18 protein-coding genes are annotated in these 19,253 nt (G+C 73.9%); 10 read left to right on the top strand and 8 right to left on the bottom strand.

What is annotated here, in order from left to right; genetic code table 11:
* Nucleotides 1–137: 137 nt before the first annotated feature.
* Together DBP14_RS19855 and DBP14_RS19850 are read left to right on the top strand one after the other, a co-directional pair.
* Nucleotides 138–3,101 carry a BTAD domain-containing putative transcriptional regulator gene (locus DBP14_RS19855; RefSeq protein ID WP_129308509.1) on the top strand — a complete coding sequence of 988 codons (2,964 nt, stop codon included), beginning with the start codon at nucleotides 138–140 and terminating at the stop codon, nucleotides 3,099–3,101.
* Nucleotides 3,102–3,301: 200 nt separating this feature from the next.
* Nucleotides 3,302–3,511: a hypothetical protein gene (locus DBP14_RS19850; protein ID WP_129308508.1), complete on the top strand. Its 210-nt coding sequence runs from the start codon at nucleotides 3,302–3,304 to the stop codon at nucleotides 3,509–3,511.
* 312 nt (nucleotides 3,512–3,823) lie between these two features.
* Here the strand turns inward: DBP14_RS19850 and DBP14_RS19845 are convergent, their stop codons facing one another.
* On the bottom strand, nucleotides 3,824–4,135 hold the full coding sequence (locus tag DBP14_RS19845) for a hypothetical protein (protein ID WP_129308507.1): 312 nt from the start codon (nucleotides 4,133–4,135) through the stop codon (nucleotides 3,824–3,826).
* A gap of 507 nt (nucleotides 4,136–4,642) precedes the next feature.
* Nucleotides 4,643–6,274: a FadD3 family acyl-CoA ligase gene (locus DBP14_RS19840; RefSeq protein WP_129308506.1), complete on the bottom strand. Its 1,632-nt coding sequence runs from the start codon at nucleotides 6,272–6,274 to the stop codon at nucleotides 4,643–4,645.
* Nucleotides 6,275–6,357: 83 nt separating this feature from the next.
* Here DBP14_RS19840 and DBP14_RS19835 point away from each other — a divergent pair, with 83 nt between their 5' ends.
* Genes DBP14_RS19835 through DBP14_RS19825 form a run of 3 tightly spaced genes read left to right on the top strand, consistent with a single transcriptional unit; the run spans nucleotide 6,358 to nucleotide 8,701 of the window.
* Nucleotides 6,358–7,512, top strand: coding sequence for a lipid-transfer protein (locus tag DBP14_RS19835; protein WP_129308505.1), 1,155 nt, complete (start codon nucleotides 6,358–6,360; stop codon nucleotides 7,510–7,512).
* A 5-nt stretch (nucleotides 7,513–7,517) separates the two neighbouring features.
* On the top strand, nucleotides 7,518–7,925 hold the full coding sequence (locus DBP14_RS19830; RefSeq protein ID WP_129308504.1) for an OB-fold domain-containing protein: 408 nt from the start codon (nucleotides 7,518–7,520) through the stop codon (nucleotides 7,923–7,925).
* On the top strand, nucleotides 7,910–8,701 hold the full coding sequence (locus DBP14_RS19825; protein WP_129308503.1) for an enoyl-CoA hydratase/isomerase family protein: 792 nt from the start codon (nucleotides 7,910–7,912) through the stop codon (nucleotides 8,699–8,701). The genes DBP14_RS19830 and DBP14_RS19825 overlap by 16 nt, the downstream gene beginning before the upstream one ends.
* Before the next feature lie 64 nt (nucleotides 8,702–8,765).
* Here the strand turns inward: DBP14_RS19825 and DBP14_RS19820 are convergent, their stop codons facing one another.
* The 3 genes from DBP14_RS19820 to DBP14_RS19810 all read right to left on the bottom strand — a co-directional run bounded on the left by DBP14_RS19820 (nucleotide 8,766) and on the right by DBP14_RS19810 (nucleotide 12,640).
* Nucleotides 8,766–9,314: a hypothetical protein gene (locus DBP14_RS19820; RefSeq protein WP_129308502.1), complete on the bottom strand. Its 549-nt coding sequence runs from the start codon at nucleotides 9,312–9,314 to the stop codon at nucleotides 8,766–8,768.
* 114 nt (nucleotides 9,315–9,428) lie between these two features.
* Nucleotides 9,429–11,753 carry a serine/threonine-protein kinase gene (locus DBP14_RS19815; protein ID WP_129308501.1) on the bottom strand — a complete coding sequence of 775 codons (2,325 nt, stop codon included), beginning with the start codon at nucleotides 11,751–11,753 and terminating at the stop codon, nucleotides 9,429–9,431.
* Between the two features lie 212 nt (nucleotides 11,754–11,965).
* Complete coding sequence (locus DBP14_RS19810; RefSeq protein WP_129308500.1) at nucleotides 11,966–12,640, bottom strand: VOC family protein; 675 nt, start codon at nucleotides 12,638–12,640, stop codon at nucleotides 11,966–11,968.
* A 91-nt stretch (nucleotides 12,641–12,731) separates the two neighbouring features.
* Between DBP14_RS19810 and DBP14_RS19805 the strand changes: the two genes are divergently transcribed.
* Both DBP14_RS19805 and DBP14_RS19800 read left to right on the top strand, forming a co-directional pair.
* Nucleotides 12,732–13,115: a hypothetical protein gene (locus tag DBP14_RS19805; protein ID WP_129308499.1), complete on the top strand. Its 384-nt coding sequence runs from the start codon at nucleotides 12,732–12,734 to the stop codon at nucleotides 13,113–13,115.
* A gap of 109 nt (nucleotides 13,116–13,224) precedes the next feature.
* Entirely contained in the window at nucleotides 13,225–13,872 is a 648-nt protein-coding gene (locus DBP14_RS19800; RefSeq protein WP_206739307.1) for a TetR family transcriptional regulator, read from the top strand.
* Between the two features lie 122 nt (nucleotides 13,873–13,994).
* Here the strand turns inward: DBP14_RS19800 and DBP14_RS19795 are convergent, their stop codons facing one another.
* Nucleotides 13,995–14,459 carry an Lrp/AsnC family transcriptional regulator gene (locus DBP14_RS19795; RefSeq protein ID WP_129308498.1) on the bottom strand — a complete coding sequence of 155 codons (465 nt, stop codon included), beginning with the start codon at nucleotides 14,457–14,459 and terminating at the stop codon, nucleotides 13,995–13,997.
* Between the two features lie 82 nt (nucleotides 14,460–14,541).
* Here DBP14_RS19795 and DBP14_RS19790 point away from each other — a divergent pair, with 82 nt between their 5' ends.
* Nucleotides 14,542–15,168, top strand: coding sequence for a LysE family translocator (locus DBP14_RS19790; protein WP_129308497.1), 627 nt, complete (start codon nucleotides 14,542–14,544; stop codon nucleotides 15,166–15,168).
* A gap of 247 nt (nucleotides 15,169–15,415) precedes the next feature.
* Here DBP14_RS19790 and DBP14_RS19785 read toward each other — a convergent pair whose 3' ends face one another.
* On the bottom strand, nucleotides 15,416–15,895 hold the full coding sequence (locus DBP14_RS19785) for a nitroreductase family deazaflavin-dependent oxidoreductase (protein ID WP_129308496.1): 480 nt from the start codon (nucleotides 15,893–15,895) through the stop codon (nucleotides 15,416–15,418).
* Nucleotides 15,892–17,112, bottom strand: a complete 1,221-nt coding sequence (locus tag DBP14_RS19780) for an acyl-CoA dehydrogenase family protein (protein WP_129308495.1) — start codon at nucleotides 17,110–17,112, stop codon at nucleotides 15,892–15,894. Before DBP14_RS19780 ends, DBP14_RS19785 begins: the two co-directional genes overlap by 4 nt.
* A 104-nt stretch (nucleotides 17,113–17,216) precedes the next feature.
* On the opposite strand from DBP14_RS19780, the gene DBP14_RS19775 reads away from it, so the two are divergent.
* Nucleotides 17,217–18,389, top strand: coding sequence for an acetyl-CoA acetyltransferase (locus DBP14_RS19775; protein WP_129308494.1), 1,173 nt, complete (start codon nucleotides 17,217–17,219; stop codon nucleotides 18,387–18,389).
* Between the two features lie 87 nt (nucleotides 18,390–18,476).
* Nucleotides 18,477–19,145, top strand: a complete 669-nt coding sequence (locus DBP14_RS19770; RefSeq protein WP_129308493.1) for a pyridoxal 5'-phosphate synthase — start codon at nucleotides 18,477–18,479, stop codon at nucleotides 19,143–19,145.
* Nucleotides 19,146–19,253 lie beyond the last annotated feature (108 nt).

The raw sequence follows: 19,253 nt of genomic DNA, 5'->3' as shown, positions 1-19,253 counted from the left end.
CGCGGGTGCGGAGAGCGTGTGAGGGCCTTGTGGACTCCCGTGTGCCTGGCTGTGATCGGTGTCTCGCACGGCTGACGCAACCGCCGTGAACAAGGCAAACTGGCGGAGTTGTTCGTGACACCCAGGGGGGCGAACGCATGGACGATGGGCCGCGAGTGCCGGAGCAGCGGCGTCCCGGATCCGTGAACGCCACGGATCCGGTGGCGGCGCGCTTCAGCGTGCTCGGTCCGGTGCGGGCCTGGCACGGCGAGGAGGCGCTGAACACCGGCTCCCCCCAGCAGCGTGCCCTGCTCGCCGCCCTGCTGCTGCGCGAGGGCCGTACGGCCACGGCGGCCGAGCTGATCGACGCCCTATGGGGCACCGAGCCGCCCTCCCAGGCGCTGGCCGCGGTGCGGACGTACGCCTCCCGGCTGCGCAAGGTGCTCGATCCCGGCGTCCTGGTCAGCGAGTCCGGGGGCTACGCGGTCCGGGGTCTCGGCGAGGACGCGCTGGACCTGGCGGCGGCGCAGGAGCTGGCGGCCGGGGCGGAGAAGGCGCGGGGCGCCGGGGACCTGACCCACGCCCGGGAGCTGCTGAACCGTGCGCTCGGCCTGTGGGACGGCGAGGCCCTGGCCGGCATACCCGGGCCGTACGCCGACGCCCAGCGGGTCCGCCTGGAGGAATGGCGGCTCCAGCTCCTCGAATCCCGCCTCGACATGGACCTGGAGCAGGGCTGCCACGCCGAGGCGGTCTCCGAACTGACGGCGCTGACCGCCGCGCAGCCGCTGCGCGAGCGCCTGCGCGAACTCCTCATGCTGGCGCTGTACCGCAGCGGCCGCCAGGCCGAGGCCCTCGCCGTCTACGCCGACACCCGCCGCCTGCTCGCCGAGGAGCTGGGCGTCGACCCGCGCCCCGGACTGAGCGAACTCCAGCAGCGCATCCTCCAGGCCGACCCCGCCCTCGCCGCACCCGCGGCGCCCGTCGCGGAGCCCGCCCGGGTCCCCGTCCGCCCGGCCCAGCTCCCCGCCTCCGTACCCGACTTCACCGGCCGCAGCGCCGTCGTGGACGAGCTGAGCGAGGTGCTGGCGTCGGCCTCCGAGGCGGAGGGCCGCGTGATGGCCGTGTCCGCGCTCGCCGGGATCGGCGGCGTCGGCAAGACGACCCTCGCCGTGCACGTCGCCCACCGGGCCCGCACCGCCTTCCCCGACGGCCAGCTTTACGTCGACCTCCAGGGCGCGGGCCACCGCCCCGCCGAACCGGAGACGGTCCTCGGCTCGTTCCTGCGCGCCCTCGGCACCGCGGACTCCGCGATACCCGACTCCCTGGAGGAGCGGGCCGCCCTGTACCGCTCGGTCCTCGACGGCCGCCGGGTCCTGGTCCTGCTGGACAACGCCAAGGACGCCGCCCAGGTACGGCCCCTGCTGCCCGGCATGGAGGGCTGCGCGGCCCTGGTCACCTCCCGCGTGCGCATGGTGGACCTGGCCGGCGCCCACCTGGTCGACCTGGACGTGATGTCCCCCGACGAGGCGCTGGCCCTCTTCACGAAGATCGTCGGCGAGGAGCGGGTCGCCGCCGAGCGCGAGGCCGCCCTCGACGTCGTCGCCGCCTGCGGCTTCCTCCCCCTCGCCATCCGCATCGCCGCCTCCCGCCTCGCGGCCCGCCGCACCTGGACCGTCTCCGTCCTCGCCGCCAAGCTCGCCGACGAACGCCGCCGCCTCGACGAACTCCAGGCCGGCGACCTCGCCGTCAAGGCCACCTTCGAACTCGGCTACGGCCAGCTGGAGCCGGCCCAGGCCCGCGCCTTCCGCCTGCTGGGCCTCGCCGACGGCCCCGACATGTCCCTCGCCGCCGCCGCGGCCGTCCTCGACCTCCCCCCGGAGGACACCGAGGACCTCCTGGAGTCCCTCGTCGACACCTCCCTCCTGGAGTCCGCCGCCCCCGGCCGCTACCGCTTCCACGACCTCGTCCGCCTCTACGCCCGCTCCTGCGCAGAACGCGACGAACAGCCCCCCAGCGAGCGCGGCGCGGCACTGTCGCGACTGCTGGACTTCTACCTGGCTACGGCGGCGGGGGTGTACGCGATCGAACGACCTGGTGACCGCCTGGTGGACCACCTGGAGGGCACCGAGTACCCGGGGCTGGCCTTCACCGGCCCCAAGGCCGCCGTGGACTGGCTGTACGCGGAGGGCGACTGCCTCCTGGCCTGCGTGCGCCAAGGCGCGGGGCACGGCATGCTGCGCCGGGCCGTGGACCTGCTGTGGGTCGCCAAGGACCTCACCGAGTCCGGGGCCAACTCCCACCAGTACGAGAGCACCGCGATCGCCCTGCGGGACACCGCCGAGGAGGCCGGCGACCGCCGCGCCGAGGGCCGCGCACGCACCGCGCTGACCAACGCGCTCCTGGTCTCCGACAGGTTCGCCCAGGCCGACGAGGAGGCCCGGCTGGCCATCCTGTGCGCACAGGAGGCGGGAGACCTCGCGCCCTGCTGCTGGGCTCCCAACGACCGCGGGATCATCGCCCTCTACCAGGGGCGCAACGACGACGGCGAACGGCACCTCCAGGAGGCCATCGCCAACTACCGCGCGGACGGCAACCTGCCGGGCGAGGCCAGCGCGCTGTGCAACCTGTCCCGGATCCACGTCAAACTCGGGCGGCTGACCAGCGCCGTCGAACTGGCGAGGCGGGGCCTGGCGATATACGACCAGCTCGGCCTGACCCTGCGGGTCGCCAACGCCCGGCTCGCCCTCGGCATCGCGCTGAGCGCCGCCGGCCGGCGACCGGAGGCCCTCGAACAACTCCACGAGGCCCTGCGGCTGTTCCAGGAGAACCGGCAGCGGCTCTGGGAGGGCACGGCCAACTTCCGCATCTCCGAGGCCCATCTCGGCGCCGGGCAGGCGGCGCAGGCGGCCCGCCACGCCGAACAGGCACTGGCCCTCCAGGTCATCGGGGGCGACTGGATGCGGGCCAACGTCCTCACCGTGCTGGGCCAGGCCCTCGACCGGCTCGGACAGACCGACCGGGCCCGGGCCTGCTGGAGCGAGGCCCTGAGCGTGCACGAGAAGTTCGGGGCGGCCGAGGCCGAGCAGGTGAGGGCGCTGCTGCGCCCCGCCACCGCGGCCTGACGGTCACCGGAGGGCGCCGTTCATTGTTTGTTTATCGCCGCCCGTCATTCTCATCAGTGCCGGTCCGTCGCGTCGGGGGGCAGACGGTCCCGGCACTCGGCCCCACCGTTAGGGTGAACGGCCTTGACGCCCGTCCGGAGGCCCTCGGGGGAGTCGCCGGGCGGGCCCATCACCTTACGACGCGAAGGAAGTTGCCGACGATGAGCGAGACCTCGCCGAAGCACAAGATCAGCACGCTGGAGAACCACGCCGGCAGCCCGGACGACGGCTCCACCGTCGACCCGCTGGAGAACCACGCCGGCGGCACCACGGACGGCGGGACCATAAAGCCGCTCGAGAACCACGCCGGTCTCCTCCAGGAGAACATCGTCAAGACCCTGGAGAACCACGCCGGCACCGAGAAGGCGTAGCACGTCCACGCACTTCCACGAACGACGGGGGATCGGCCGCGGCGGCGCGGAGGGGGAGCCGCCGCGGCCGAGCTGTGTCGCGACCGGCCCCACCGTCCGTTGTCCACAGGGGGAGCGCCGGCTCACGGACTCTGCGATCTTGCCGGGGTGGACCCAAGGGACTTGAGGAGACTGGCCGACGGGGGCGTCCTCCTCACCGCACACGCCGTGGCCGCCGGCTGGCCCCGGCGCGGCCTCTCCCGTGCCCTGCGGGCCGACGGCTGGACGCAGCTGCGGTGCGGCGCCTGGGCCGAGCCGGGCCGCGAGCCGACCCTACTGACCCGACTCCGCGCCGAGCAGCTCCGCGAGCCCCGCCTCGTCGTCAGCCACCGGTCCGCGGCCACACTCTGGCGCATCGAGATACTCGGCGACCACCGCGCCGCGCCGCTTGAGTTCACCGACCCCGGGCTCACCGTCCGCCGCCTCGGCAAGGGCATACACGTCCACCGCGTGGCACTCGGCGACCGGGACGTCGTGGAGCGGCAGGGACTGCGGCTCACCTCCCCCACCCGGACCGTCGCCGACCTGCTGCGGAGCGGCCCCCGAGACGAGGCTTTGGCGGCCACCGACTCTGCCCCCACTCACCGCAAGCCGCTAAGCCGACCCGGCGTCGTTGCGAGGGGGGAGCCCGCCCCACCCGCCGCAAGCCGCTTAGCCCACCCGGCGTGCCCCCAGTCCGAGAGGGCGCCCCCAACCCACCGCAAGCCGCTTAGCTCGCCCGGCGTGCCCCCAGTACGGGGAGGGCGCCCCCAACCCACCGCAAGCCGCCAAACCCGCCCGGCGTCGTTGCGAGGCGCGAGCGCGCACCCCTCCCCGGTCCGGAACGCAGCGTGCCCAAGGGAGGACGCCGCTCAGCCGGCCACTTTTCCCGGGCTGCCCGCTCGCTTCTCCCCCCGGGCTGGAGCGAGGTGTGTCAAGGGGGGCCCGGAGGGTCCTCGGCGAAGCCGACGCGCAGCGCCCTTGACTCACCTCGCGGAAGCCCGACACTGGCCGAAGAAGCGGGCGGCCCCACGGCAACCTCACAACACCCTCTTCTGCAACCCCCTCGCCCAGCACCAACCCCCGCCACCCCTCAACTCAGCGCCCGCTCCCTCACCCTCCCCACCTCACCGCCCCTCCCCTCCCACCCCTCAGCTCGCCCTTGAGGACCTTGCCGCTCGCGTTTCTCGGGAGGGCCGGGACGAATTCCACTGCTCTCGGGACCTTGTAGTTGGCCATTTCGCGGCGGGACCAGGCGGTGAGGTCGGGGGCGGTGAGGAGGGAGCCGGGGCGGCGGACGACGTAGGCCTTGGCCACTTCGCCGAGGCGGGGGTCGGGGATGCCCACCACCGCTACGTCGGCCACGTCGGGGTGGGTGCTGAGGAGTTGCTCTATCTCCGCCGGGTAGGCGTTGAAGCCGCCGACGATGAACATGTCCTTGATCCGGTCGGTGACGCGCAGGTTGCCCGCGTCGTCCAGGACGCCGACGTCGCCGGTGTGCAGCCAGCCGTCCGGGGTGACGACCTCGGCTGTCGCGGGGGCGTCCTCGTAGTAGCCGCGCATGACGGTGAAGCCCCGGGTGAGGATCTCGCCGGGGGTGCCGGGGGGTACCGGAAGGCCTGCCCCGTCGACCAGGCGTAGCTCCGTGCCCGGGATCGCTCGGCCCGACGTGGAGGCGATCACCTTCGCGGGGTCGCCGCGCCGGCACATCGTGACGATGCCGCTCGCCTCGGAGAGGCCGTAGGCGGTGAGGACGGTATCGACACCGAGTTCGTGGCGGAGGCGTTCCACCAGGTGGAGCGGGACGACCGCGGCGCCGGTCACCACCAGGCGCAGGGCCGAGAGGTCGTGGGCGTCGCGGGAGGGGTGGTCCAGAAGGGACTGGTGGAGGGTCGGGGGGCCGGGGAGGACCGAGACGCGTTCGGCGGCGATGTTCGCCAGTGCCGTCTCCACGTCGAACACCGGCTGCGGGATCATCGTCGCCCCGCGCATCAGGCAGGCCAGGACGCCCGCCTTGTAGCCGAAGGTGTGGAAGAACGGGTTCACGATGAGGTAGCGGTCGTCGGCGCGCAGCCCCGCCAGCTCGGCCCAGATGTCGTACGCCCTGAGCGTCTGGCCGTGCGTGATCATCGCCCCCTTGGGGCGGCCGGTCGTGCCCGAGGTGAAGATGATGTCGGAGAGGGAGTCCGGCGTGAGGGACCCGGTGCGGCTCAGTACCTCGGCGGGTTCGACTCCCTCGCCCGCCGCCAGGAAGTCCTTCCAGGTGAGGAAGTTCCGCGGGGCGTCGTCCGAGAGGACCACCACCTGTTCCAGGGCCGGGAGTCCGGGCAGCGGGCGGCCCGGTCCGCCGGGGTCCTGCGGTGAACCCGCCGCCGCCCTCCGCAGCGCCGCCACGTACGACGTGCCCAGGAACGTCCCCGTCACGAACAGCAGCCGCGCCCCGCTCCTGCGCAGCACGTCGGTCGCCTCGGCGCCCTTGAAGCGGGTGTTGAGCGGGACGAGGACGGCGCCGGCACAGACCGCGCCCAGGGCGGCGGTGATCCAGTCGAGGGAGTTGGGGGCCCAGACGGCGACGCGGTCGCCGAGCCGTACGCCGTGGGCGAGGCAGGCCGCGGTGGCGCGTTCGACGCGGGCGCCGAGTTCGGCGTAGGTGATCCTCGTGCGGCCGTCGACCACCGCCTCGGCGTCCCCGTACCGCTCGGCCGAGTGCCGTACCAGGCCCGGGATGGTGCCCCAGTCGTTCATCGCAGCCCCCTCCGGTGTAGCTGACTGACCGTCAGATTAGCTGTAACCTGACGGCCTGTCAGGAGAGGAAGGCAGGTGCACCCATGGCCGGACCGGGGCTCAAAGACGCCACCGCGATCGTCGGGATCGGACAGACAGCGTTCGCCAGGCGACTGGCCGAGGACGAGAGGGCCCTGGCCTGCCGTGCCGTGCTCGCCGCCCTGGACGACGCGGGGATCGCGCCCGGCGAGGTCGACGCCCTGGCCTCCTACACGATGGAGGAGACGGACGAGGTCGAACTGGCCAAGGCGGTCGGGTTCGGGGATCTCACGTTCTTCAGCAAGGTCGGCTACGGGGGCGGCGGTTCGTGTGCCACCGTCGCCCACCTCGCCGCGGCCATCGCCGCCGGGCAGGCCACGGTCGGGGTCGCCTGGCGGTCCCGGAAGCGGGGCAGCGGAGCCCGCCCGTGGACCAACACGGCGGTGCAGCTGCCCACTCCGGGACAGTGGACTCGGCCGTTCGGGCTGCTGCGGCCCGCCGACGAGATAGCGATGCTGGCCCGCCGCTACATGCACGAGTACGGCGCCACCCGCGACCACCTCTTCAACGTCGCCCTCGCCTGCCGCAACCGCGCCAACCAGAACCCGGCGGCGGTGATGTACGAACGGCCGCTCACCCGCGAGATGTACATGACCTCCCGGTGGATCAGCGAGCCGCTCTGCCTCTTCGACAACTGCCTGGAGACTGACGGCGCGCTGGCCTGCGTGATCGTCAGCCGGGAGCGGGCGCGGGACTGCCGGCAGCGGCCCGTGTACGTCCACTCCGCCGCCCAGGGGCTGCCCGCCCAGCACCACGGCATGGTCAACTACTGGAACGACGACCCCCTCACCGGCCCCGCCTGGACCGCCGCCCGGCACCTGTGGAAGCACGCCGACCTCACCCCGGACGACGTCGACGTGGCCCAGATCTACGACGCCTTCACCGCCCTCATACCGCTCTCCCTGGAGGGGTACGGCTTCTGCGGCCGGGGCGAGGGCGGGGCGTTCACCGAGCAGGGGGCGCTGGAGATCGGGGGCCGGCTGCCCCTCAATACCGGGGGCGGCGGGCTGTCCGAGGCGTACGTGCACGGCTTCAACCTGATCAACGAGGGCGTGAAGCAACTGCGCGGCACGAGTACCGCGCAGGTTCCGGACGCCGCCACCTGTCTGGTCACCGCCGGCGAGGGTGTGCCCACCTCCGCCCTGCTGCTGAGGAGCTGAGCCGCATGCTGAAGCCCGTCACCGACGCCGACGGCGCGCCCTTCTGGGAGTACGCCGCCCAGGGCGAACTGCGCGTCCAGACCTGCGCCGACTGCGGCGAGGCCCGCTTCCCGCCCCGGCCGTGCTGCCCGCACTGCCAGTCCTTCGCGAGCGAGTGGCGGCCGGTCTCGGGGCGGGGCCGGGTGTGGTCGTACGTCGTGCCGCATCCGCCGCTGCTGCCCGCGTACGCGGAGCAGGCGCCGTACCACGTGGTCGTCGTGGAGCTGGAGGACGCGCCCCGGATCCGGCTCGTGGGGAACCTGGTGGAGCGGGCCGGGGCCGGGCTCGACTCCGTTGGTCCGGAGCGGGTCCGGATCGGGGCGCGGGTGCATGTGGTGTTCGCGGACGGGACGCCGCAATGGGTGCTGTCGTGAAGACGGTTGGCCTGGACGCCGACGAGGACTCCGGTGTCGCCGTCGTCACCCTGGACCGGCCCGGGCGGCTCAACGCCGTCGATCTGGAGATGGTCCGCGAACTCGGCGAGGTCTGGGGCGCGTTGCGGTTCGACGACCGGGTGCGGGCCGTCGTGCTCACCGGCGCCGGTGAGCGGGCCTTCTGTACGGGGATCGACCGGGACGTGGTCGTGCCGCAGCCGTCGTCGCCGTACATGCCGGACGATCCGCTGCTCGGGATCGGGCCGAAGGCGTGCGGGCTGTGGAAGCCGGTGGTGGCCGCCGTGCGCGGGATGGCCTGCGGCGGCGCGTTCTATCTCCTCGGGGAGTCGGACTTCGTCGTCGCCGACAGCACCGCCACGTTCTTCGATCCGCACACCACCTACGGCATGGTCACCGCCTACGAGTCGGTGCTGATGGCCCAGCGGATGCCGTACGGGGAGGTCGCCCGCATGGTGCTGATGGGCACCGCCGAGCGGATGACGGCCGAGCGGGCGCATCAGGTGGGGCTGGTGTCGGAAGTGACCGAGGCGGGCGGTGCGTTGGCGGCGGCGGTCGGCTGCGCGGAGGTGATCGCCGGGTATCCGGCGGAGGGGGTGCAGGGGACCGTGCGGGCGCTGTGGGCCGCGAAGGGGGCGGCCCGGGAGCGGGGGTTCGCCGAGGCCCCGGCGCTCATCGCGCTGGGGAACCTGCCGGCCGAGCGGCAGGCAGAGTTGTTCGCCGGACGGCGGCGGGGCGGCGGCTTCCGGACGCGGTGAACGGACCCGGTGACGGACCCGGCGACGGACGCGGTGACCATCAACCTGCCGTACCGGGCGAGGGTCAGGTGGCCGGCCGTACCTCCGGGTCGAGCGCGCAGTGGTCGACCTTCGCGGCGAGCCCGGCCGTGCTGACGCCGGCCGTGTCGGAGAGCTTCACGCGCACGCGGGCGGAGTCGTAGGCGGGCACGGTGACGGTGGCGTCGTTCTCGGCGACGGTCGTTCCTTGTGCGTTGTCGAAGTCGACGTGCACGGTGTAGTCACCGCCGGTGGAGCCCGCGTTGGTGACCTCGACGGTGGCGTACGGGGCCTTCTTCGTGGCGCAGCTGATCAGTTGCGCGGTGACGTCCGTGGTCGTGGCGGTCGCGGTCGGCACCGGTGTGGTGGTGGCGTAGCCGCCGGTGCCGGAGGAGGTGCTCCCGCCGGTGTAGTCGTCGTCGTCATCGTCGTCGTAGTAGTGGTGGTGCGTCACGGTGTCGTGGTCCTGGTGGGAGCTGCTGCAGCCGCCTCCGCCGTGCCCGTGGCTGTGGTGGCGGCTCGTGAAGCCGGTCAGGGCGAGGACGACCAGGGATGACACCGCTGCGAGCTTGAGAGTCTGACCACGTCGTTGCATGTGGGAAGGCTAGCGGCGGGGTGTCACGGCCATGTCACCGCGCGGCGACCATCGGGTACGCGGCCCGGCCGGGGTGGGGGGAGGCCGGTCGTACGGCCTCCCCCCGGCCCCGCGTCACGCCGTGCGTGCCGTGCCCGTGCCCTTCTCCGCGTCCAGGGCGTACACGCAGCGGTCCTTGCTGCACGCGTACACGACCCCGTCCCGGACGACGGGCGAGCCGGTGATCTCGCCGCCCGTGGCGAGCTTCCAGCGGAGCCGGCCGTCGTCGGCCTTGAGGGTGTAGAGGAGGTGGTCGGTGGAGCCGAAGTGGATGCGGCCCTCGGCGACCGAGGGGGCGCCGACGACGTCTCCGCCGGCCTGGAAGCGCCACTTGGGGGTGCCGGTGACGGCGTCCAGGGTGTAGAGGCCCTTGCCGCTGCCGACGTGGACGTGGCCGGCGGCCACCAGCACCGGTTCGATCGAGGCGCGGGACTCGGTGGCGATGCGCCAGCGGTCGCGGCCGTCGGTGGCGTCGAGGGCGTAGACGGTGCCGAGGTAGTCGGCGAGGTAGATGCCGCCACCGGTCACGGCCGGGCCGGGGGCGAAGGTGGGCGGGCACAGGAAGACCGCGGGGGCCTCGAAGTGCCAGCGCACCCTGCCGCTGGCCACGTCGACGGCGAGGGCCCGGGTGCCGGCGGCGACGTAGACGTAGCCGTCGGGGGCCGGGGTGATGCGTACCGGGACGCCGCCGCAGGAGGCCGCGTCGCCGATGGGGTACGACCAGCGCTCCTCGCCGGTGCGGGCCTCCAGGGCGCGCAGCCGGGCGTCCTGCCAGACGTAGACGGTGCCGTCGTGGACGGCGGGACCGGCCTCCGGGGACTCGAAGTCGGTCTGGCAGCCGCTGATCTCCCACAGTTTCTGTCCGCCGGACGCCTCCCAGGCCTGGACGCCGCCGCCCCGGGTGCCGGTGACGACGGTGCCGCGGTCGGCCTGCAGGGAGTACACCCAGCCGTCGGTGTTCAGCCGCCACAGGTCGCCGCCCTCGCGGGCGTCCAGGGCGAACAGGGTGGGGCCGTCGGAGGCGTGGATACGGCCGTCCGCGACCGCCATCGACCAGGCGACGTCCCGGGTCTTGAAGCGGCGCCGGCCGGTGGCCACGTCCAGGGCGTGCACCTCGAAGGAGGTGACGTAGACGAGGTCGCCGTCGACGGCCGGGGTGCCCCAGACGTCGTTGGACATGCGGAACCGCCAGGGGCGCCAGCCGCTCGCCGTCTCCGGGGGCGGCGGCGCGGCCACGGCCGGGTCGGCGCCGCCCACACCGGGGCGGGGCCGGGACCAGCTGGCGACCAGTCCGGCTTCCGGCGGGGGTGCCTTGACGGCGGCGGCGCGGGCGTCGGCGACGCGCGGGCCGGGGCCGATCGGCACCTTGGCGCCGGCCAGGTGGACGGGCCCGGTGTCGGGGGCGCCGACGGGGGCGGGGTCGTACGACGGTGGCGGCGGGACGGGGTTCCGGCCGGCGCTGCGCGGGCCGGTGGGGCCGGCCGGGGCGGGCCGCACGGCGGGGCGGCCGCCGCGGCGGGCCTCGATGAGGGCGACGGCCTTCTCGGGCAGCCACGCGGAGGCGGTGCCGCTGTCGTCGGTGCCGGAGCCGAAGAGGTGCGGGGCGAGCTGGGCCTGGAGGTCGGCCGGGCTGGGGCGTCCGGTGGCCTCCATCTGCATGCAGACCTCGATGAGCGGGCGCAGTTCGTCGGGCAGGCCGGTGAGGTCGGGGCCCTCGCGGAGCAGCATGAACACCGTCTCGACCGGGTTGGCGCCGTGGAAGGGCGGGTGTCCGGTGGCGGCGAAGACCAGCATGGAGCCGAGGGAGAAGACGTCGCTGGCGCCGGTGACGCTGCGGGAGTCCTTGGCCTGCTCGGGCGACATGTAGGCGGGGGTGCCGACGGCGACGTTCGTCATCGTCAGACGGGTGTTCGACACGCCGGAGGCGATGCCGAAGTCGATGACCCTGGGGCCGTCCTCGACGACGAGCACGTTCGACGGCTTGAGGTCGCGGTGGACCAGGCCGGCGCCGTGGATGGACTGCAGGGCCTCGGCGACGCCCGCCGCGAGCCAGCGCACGGCCTGGGCCGGGAGCGGCCCGCAGTCGTTCACTATCTCTTCGAGGGAGGGCGCGGGCACGTACGCGGTGGCGAGCCAGGGCACGGCGGCGCGCGGGTCGGCGTCGACCACGGCCGCGGTGTAGAACCCGGAGACCGCGCGGGCCGCCTCCACCTCGCGGGTGAAGCGGACGCGGAACAGCTGGTCCTCGGCCAGCTCGGTGCGGACCGTCTTGATCGCCACGCGCCGGCCGGATGCCGAGCGTGCGAGATAGACCAGCCCCATGCCGCCGGCGCCCAGCCGGCCCAGCACCTCGAACGGCCCGATCCGCCGCGGATCGTGCTGCGTCAGCTGATCCACCACTTGCCTGCCACCTCCCCGTACGAGCCGCGCCACCCACATATGTACGCGAGCGGAGTGCAGCGTCTCACCACCGCACCGCCCCGGCGGCACGCACCCCGATTCTTCCTGGCCGGGGCGCCGGTTGCGAACCCGGTGATTAATCGGGGTGTCTCCGGACGGATACGGTCATAGCACCGCCGGTGCGGTGGTGTGCGTCACCGCCGCCCGCGCGCTCACCGTCGCAGGAGTGCGAACGATGCTCCCTGATTGTCGGTGACGACGGCCACCAGTCCGTACGACGTCTCGAAGGGCGGAGACTGCACCCGGCCGCCGAGCCGCTGGACGGCACCGAGGGCCTCGTCGAGGTCGGCGACCCGGAAGTGGGCGAGGAAGTGCGGGGGCATCTCGGGCGGGTAGACGTCCGTGACGTCGGCGCGGCCGAAGTCGGGCCGGGCGCCCTCGCCGAAGAGGGCGTCGTGGAAGAGGTCGCCGTAGAAGGCGTTGGCCGCGGCGGTGTCCCGGGTGTACAGCTCGGCCCAGACGAAGGTGCCCACCTCGCGGCGGCGGCCGAATCCGGGGTGGCCGCCCGCCTGCCACAGGCCGAACACGGCGCCCTCGGGATCGGTGGCGAGGACGGCGGTGCCCAGCTCGCCCACCGGTGTCGGCGGGATCACGAGCTGTCCGCCGGCCGCGGTGATCCGCCGGCTCAGGGCGGCCGCGTCCGGCGTCGCGAAGGACACGGTCCAGACGGTGGGCATACGGCCGTCCGTCTTGGGGGCGAGCGCGGCGACGGGCTCACCGTCCAGCAGGGCCCACACGGACGTGCCGTACGCCTCCTCGAAGGACCAGCCGAAGAGGTCGCCGTAGAACCGCCGGCCCGCCTCCACGTCGGCGAGCTGGGCGTCCACCCAACAGGGGACACCCTCGGGGTACGCCTCGGCGGGAGTCGCGGCGGACGGCCCGGCGGACGCCTCCGTACGCGGCCCGGCGGGCGCCTCCGTGGACGACCCGGCGGACGCCTCCGTACACGGCTCGGCGGGCGCCTCCGTGGACGACCCGGCGGACGCCTCCGTACACGGCTCGGCGGACGCGTCCGTGGACGACCCGGCGGACGCCTCCGTACACGGCTCGGCGGACGCGTCCGTGGACGACCCGGCGGACGCCTCCGTACACGGCTCGGCGGACGCCTCCGTGGACGACCCGGCGGACGCCTCCGTACACGGCTCGGCGGGCGCCTCCGTGGACGACCCGGCGGACGCCTCCGTACACGGCTCGGCGGGCGTCTCCGTGCCCGGCTCGGCCGGCGTGCCGGTGCCCGGCTCGGTCGCCGCTTGCCCCTCTTCGTTCCCCGATGCCCTGTTTTCGGCCATGTCGTCAAAGTAACCGGGCCGCGCGCACCCCGCAGACCAGGCATACCACCCCCAATACCCCCGTGCACCCCATTTGCAGTCGGCCGAATAGCGCTCCGATCACCCCTCGGTAAGCTGACGACATGACAGGACAAGTGCGTACCGTCGACGGCCGCGTGGCCGGCCGGCGTGGGCAGGCGACCCGGCAGAAGCTGCTCGACTGCCTCAGCGAGATGCTCAGCTCCTCCCCCTACCGGGACGTCAAGGTCATCGATGTCGCCCGGAAGGCGGGTACTTCGCCCGCGACCTTCTACCAGTACTTCCCGGACGTCGAGGGCGCCGTCCTGGAGATCGCCGAGCAAATGGCCGCCGAGGGCGCCGGGTTGACCGAGCTGCTGGCGGGCCGGACGTGGACCGGCAAGGCGGGCTGGCAGACCGCGCAGGAACTCGTGGACGGGTTCCTGGAGTTCTGGCGCAAGAACGACGCGATCCTGCGCGTGGTCGACCTCGGTGCCGCCGAGGGGGACAAACGGTTCTACAAGATCCGGATGAAGATCCTGAACTCGGTGAACAACTCCCTCGCCGACTCCATCGCGGACCTGCAGTCCAAGGGCAGGGTCGACAAGGACGTGAACCCGGCGGCGGTGGCCGGCTCGCTGGTCGCGATGCTCGCGGCGGTCGCCTCGCACCAGAAGGGCTTCTCCTCCTGGGGTGTGAAGCAGGCCGAACTCAAGCCCAACCTGGCGCTGCTGGTCCACCTGGGCGTGACGGGCAAGAAGCCGACGAGGTAGGCCTCCGGCCCCTCTTCCCCTCCCTCCCTCCCCGTTCCGGTTCTCCGGAGTCAAGTCCTGTCTGGCAGGCGGTGGTTCACGCGAGTGGACCGCCGCCTGCCGCGTCTCCGGTTCGCCCGCGCTCAGGGCTGCCGTCCCGCCGGCAGCGGCCGGTCCCGTACGACGTGTTTCATCACCAGGGTCGAGGTGAGCCGCTGCACGCCCGGCAGGGTCGCCAGCCGGTCGTCGTACAGCCGCTGGAAGGCGGTGAGGTCGGCGGTGGCGACGCGCAGCAGGTAGTCGGGCTCACCGAAGAGCCGCTGGGCGTCCAGCACGTGCTCCAGCTCGCCGACCGCCCGCTCGAAGTCGGCGACCGTGTCCCGGTCCTCCTGGCGCATGGAGACGAAGACCAGCGCCTCGAAGTTCAGGCCGAGCGCCGTCGGGTCCACCACCGCGCGGTAGCCCTCGATCGCCCCGGACCGCTCCAGCTCGCGCAGCCGGCGGTGGCAGGGCGAGACGCTCAGGCGCACGCGCGCGGCCAGCTCGGTCACGGTCAGTCGCCCGTCCTGCTGCAGCTCGGCAAGGATTTTCCGGTCCACGTCGTCCATGGGGTAGATCTTCCCCCACATAGGCCGCCCAGAAGCAAACTTAGGCAACACTTTCGGGCCATTCACGCCTAATGTCGCCGGTATGGACTCGGCACACCTCCTCTCCTTCCTCGCGCTCGACCTGCTGCTGGTGTGCGTGCCGGGCGCCGACTGGGCGTACGTCATCGCGACCGCCCTGCGCGGCAGCCCGGTGCCGCGCGCGGTGGCGGGTCTGGTCTCGGGTTACGCCCTCCACACGGTCCTGGCGACCGCGGGCCTCGCCGTCCTGGTGGCGGGCTCGCCCCGGCTGCTGACCGCGCTGACCGTGGCGGGCGCCGGATACCTGCTGTGGCTGGGCTGGAGCGTGCTGCGCCGCCCGGCGGTCCCGGCCGCCGCGGCCGACCGGGATCCCGGGGGTGCCGAGCCGGTCGAGGACCGGCCCTTCCTGCGGGGCGCGACGATCAGCGGCCTCAACCCCAAGGGCCTGCTGCTCTACTTCTCCGTGCTCCCCCAGTTCCTGACCCTGCGCGGCCACCACCTGCCCGTGCCCGCTCAGACGGCGGCCCTCGGCCTGCTCCACATGGCCTGCTGCGCCGCCGTCTACCTGACCGTCGGGCTCCTCGCGCGCGCCCTGCTCGCCGCCCGCCCCGCGGCGGCCCGCGCGGTCACCCGCACCTCGGGGGCGGCCATGCTGGGCATCGGGGCGATGCTGCTGGTGGAACGCCTCTAGGCCCTGTCGTCACATTCCCTCCCCCAGCCTTCGGCCGGGAAGTGCCCCCAGCCCCGCGACGCCATGCACGCTCCCCCCGCCTCCGGCCGGGGCCCCCAGAGCACGCGCCTACGGCGACATCAGCCTCCCCCCACGCTCGGCTTCGCTCGCGCGGGAGGTGCCCCATCGCGGCGGGCGCGGGGCCCGCCCTCCGGGCGGACGGCGGGAATTTGACGACAGGACCTAGACCGACCGGGAGGTCAGGGCACTACCGCCGGGTGAGCCGGAACACCCGGATCTCGCGCTCCACCCGGGCCTGGTAGATGGCGTACGGCGGCCAGAACGCGAGCAGGGCCCGCCAGGCCGCCGCCCGTTCCTCCCCCGTCAGCGGCCGGGCCGTGACCGGGATGTCGGCGCCCTTCCAGCTGATCGAGGCGTCCGGGTGGGCCAGCAGGTTGTGGGTCCAGGCGGGGTGGCCGGTCCGGCCGAAGTTGGAGCCGACCAGCAGCCAGCCGCGGCCCCCGTCCTCCGGCATGCAGGCCAGCGGGGTCCGGCGGGGCTGCCCGCTGCGGGCGCCGGTGGAGGTGAGGATCACCCCGGGCAGCATGTGCGCGCTGAGCAGGACCCGGCCCCGGGTGAGCCGGTGGACGGCCCGGTCCAGGGCGGGCACCACATGCGGGGCGACCTTCGCGAACCCCCGGGTGGACGACACCTTCTGCACGAACCGCACACCGACGGCGCCCGTCATACCGCCACCTCCTCGCGGGTGAACAGCCCGGCCCGTTCGGCGGCCCGGTCGCGCAGCCGGTGCACCGGCCCGAAGAGCAGCTCGTCCCCGGCGGCGCGCTTGAAGTACAGGTGGGCCTCGTGCTCCCAGGTGAACCCGATGCCCCCGTGCAGCTGGATCGCCTCCCCGGCCGCGCACCGCAGCGCCTCCAGCGCCTGCGCGAGCGCGAGCCCGCCGACGGTCTCCCCCTGGGCGACGGCCCAGGCCGCGTAGCAGGCGGCCGACCGGGCCGCCTGCACGGCCACGTACACATCGGCCAGCCGGTGCTTGACGGCCTGGAACGATCCGACGGGCCGCCCGAACTGCTCCCGCTGACCGACGTACTCCACGGTCCGCTCCAGCACCCGGTCGGCGGCCCCGACGGCCTCGGCGGCGAGCACGGCGGCGGCGGTGTCCCCCACGGCGGCCAGCGCGCGCAGCACGTCACCGTCGGCGTCGGCGTCGGCGTCGGCGTCGGCGTCGGCGTCCGTTTCTCCCAGCAACTCCGCCGCCGCATCACGCAGTTGGACCCGGCCCTGCGGGCGCGTCGCGTCGAGTGCCGTCTGCCGGGTCCGTACGACCCCCTGCGCGTCCCCCGCCACCAGGAAGAGCAGCGTCCGCGAGCGGGCGAACCCGCCGGTGTGCGCGGCGACGACGAGCAGGCCGGCGCTGTGCCCGTCCAGTACCTGGTCGGCCTGCCCGTACAGCCGCCAGCCGTCCGTTCCCCGGCGGGCCTGGACTCCTCCCGCCCGGCCGCCGCCGGCCCAGGTCCCGCCGTTCCCGCCCGTCAGGGCGAGGGCGGTGGTGACGGCCGGCCCGGGGACGGCGAGGGCCGCGGTGAGGGTGCCGGCGGCCAGCCGGGGCAGCAGTCCGGCCCGCTGGGCCTCGGTGCCGAGGGCGAGGATCAGCGGGGCGGCGAGGACGGCGGTGGCGAACAGCGGGCTGGGCACGAGCGCGCGCCCCACCTCCTCGCAGGCGAGGGCGAGTTCGGTGACCGAGCAGCCGACACCGCCGTACGCCTCGGGGAGCGCGAGCCCCGGCAGTCCGAGCCGGCCTGCGAGGGCCGCCCACAGGTCGGGGTCGTGGCCGGCCGGGGTGTCGAGGGCGGCCCGCAGTTCCCCGGCCCCGCAGCGTTCACTCAGCAGTTCGCGCAGGGTACGGCGGATCTCGTCCTGCTCGGCGGTGAGGCGCGTGTCCATGGCTGTACCGTCCTCTCCTGATCTGACGGTCCGTCATATTAGGGGCGGGGAGCAGGGATGCCCAGAGGTACGCGGCGCGCCAGATCTGATGTACCGTCAGATCCATGAGCCGAGGGAGCCGAAAGGTCGCGGTGGTGGGTGCAGCCCTCTCCGACTGCGGCCGGGTGGACGACGCGACCCCGTACACCCTGCACGCCCAGGCGGCCCGCCGGGCCCTCGCGGACGCCGGTCTGGACCGCTCGCTGGTCGACGGCCTCGCCTCCGCCGGCCTGGGCACGCTCGCCCCGGTGGAGGTGGCCGAGTACCTGGGTCTGCGCCCCACCTGGGTGGACTCCACCTCGGTCGGCGGCTCCACCTGGGAGGTCATGGCGGCGCACGCGGCGGACGCGATAGCCGCCGGTCACGCGAACGCCGTCCTGCTGGTCTACGGCTCGACGGCGCGCGCGGACATCAAGGCCGGCCGCAGGACGGGCAACCTGTCCTTCGGCGCCCGCGGCCCCCTCCAGTTCGAGGTCCCCTACGGCCACACCCTGATCGCCAAGTACGCGATGGCGGCCCGCCGCCACATGATCGAACACGGTACGACCGTCGCACAGTTGGCCCAGATCGCCGTACAGGCCAGGGCCAACGCGGCGCTGAACCCCGAGGCCATGTTCCGCGAGCCCGTCACGGTCGACGACGTCCTGTCCGGGCCGATGATCGCCGACCCGTTCACCAAGCTGCACTGCTGCCTCCGCTCCGACGGCGGGGCGGCGGTCCTGCTGGCGGCCGAGGAGTACGTACGGGACTGCCGCACCGCCCCCGTCTGGATCCTCGGCACCGGCGAGCACGTCTCCCACGCGGCCATGTCGGAGTGGCCCGACTTCACCGTGTCCCCGGCGGCGGTCAGCGGCCGCCTCGCCTTCGAGCGGGCCGGGGTGCGCCCGGCCGAGATGGACTTCGCCGAGATCTACGACGCCTTCACCTACATGACCCTGGTGACGCTGGAGGACCTGGGCTTCTGCGCCAAGGGCGAGGGCGGGGCTTTCGTCGAGAAGGGGCGGCTGCTGGTGCGGGACGGCGAGCTGCCGGTGAACACGGACGGGGGCGGACTGTCGGCCCAGCACCCGGGCATGCGCGGCCTGTTCTTGCTGGTGGAGGCGGTCAGGCAGCTGCGGGGCGACGGCGGTGAACGTCAAGTGCGGGCGCGGGACGGCGAGTTGCCCCGCCTGGGCGTGGCCTCCGGTACGGGGGGCTGGTTCTGCTCCTCGGGGACGGTGGTGCTGGGCCGGGACTGAGGGCCCCACGAGACGCGGCATCCTCGGCTGCGCGCTCACCCGACCGGGACCGGGGGCGGGGGCAGGGGGCCGGGTGATACTCCCCCCATGGCACACACCGATCTCCACGAACTGCTGAGGACACTGCGGGTCTGGTCGCCCGAGGTGACCGAGCTGCGCCCGTTCGACCCGGACACGGCACCGAACGCGCCGCTCGGCCTGTTCACGAGATGGTTCGCGGAGGCGGTGGCCGCGGGGCAGCCGGAGCCGCACACCATGTCCCTGGCCACGACCGACGAGGACGGCGACCCGGACGTGCGGATCGTGATGCTGCACGGCGCCGACGAGTCGGGCTGGTCCTTCGCGACCCACTCCACGAGCCGCAAGGGACGCGCCCTGGCCGCCCACCCCCGCGCCGCCCTGGTCTTCTACTGGCCGGCGCTGGCCCGGCAGGTCCGGCTGCGGGGCCCGGTCACCGCCGCGCCCTCACCGGAGAGCCAGGCGGACCTGCACGCCCGGTCGACGGGCGCGCTGGCGGCGGCCCTGACCGGCAGGCAGAGCGAGGTGCTGCCCTCCCTGGAGGAGCTGCGCCGCACGTCGGAGGCCGCCTGGCAGCAAGCCCGGCGGAACCCGCAGGAACCGTCCCCGACGTGGACGCTCTACCGGCTGCGCCCGGAGACGGTGGAGTTCTTCCAGGGGGACGCCGAGCGACGCCACGTACGGCTGGAGTACGTGCGGAGGGGGGAGGACTGGCACCGGCGGCTGCTGTGGCCGTAGCGGACCCAGGCGGCCGTAGCGGACCTGCCGGTGGCCGTGGCGAAACCCTCTGGCGGCCTGGCGAACCCGCCGGCGGCCGCGGCGAGCCCGCAGGGGCCGTAGCGCCCC

Source organism: Streptomyces sp. L2 (genome assembly GCF_004124325.1).
Taxonomy (GTDB): Bacteria; Actinomycetota; Actinomycetes; order Streptomycetales; family Streptomycetaceae; genus Streptomyces.
This window is presented reverse-complemented; position numbering and strand designations above follow the sequence as displayed.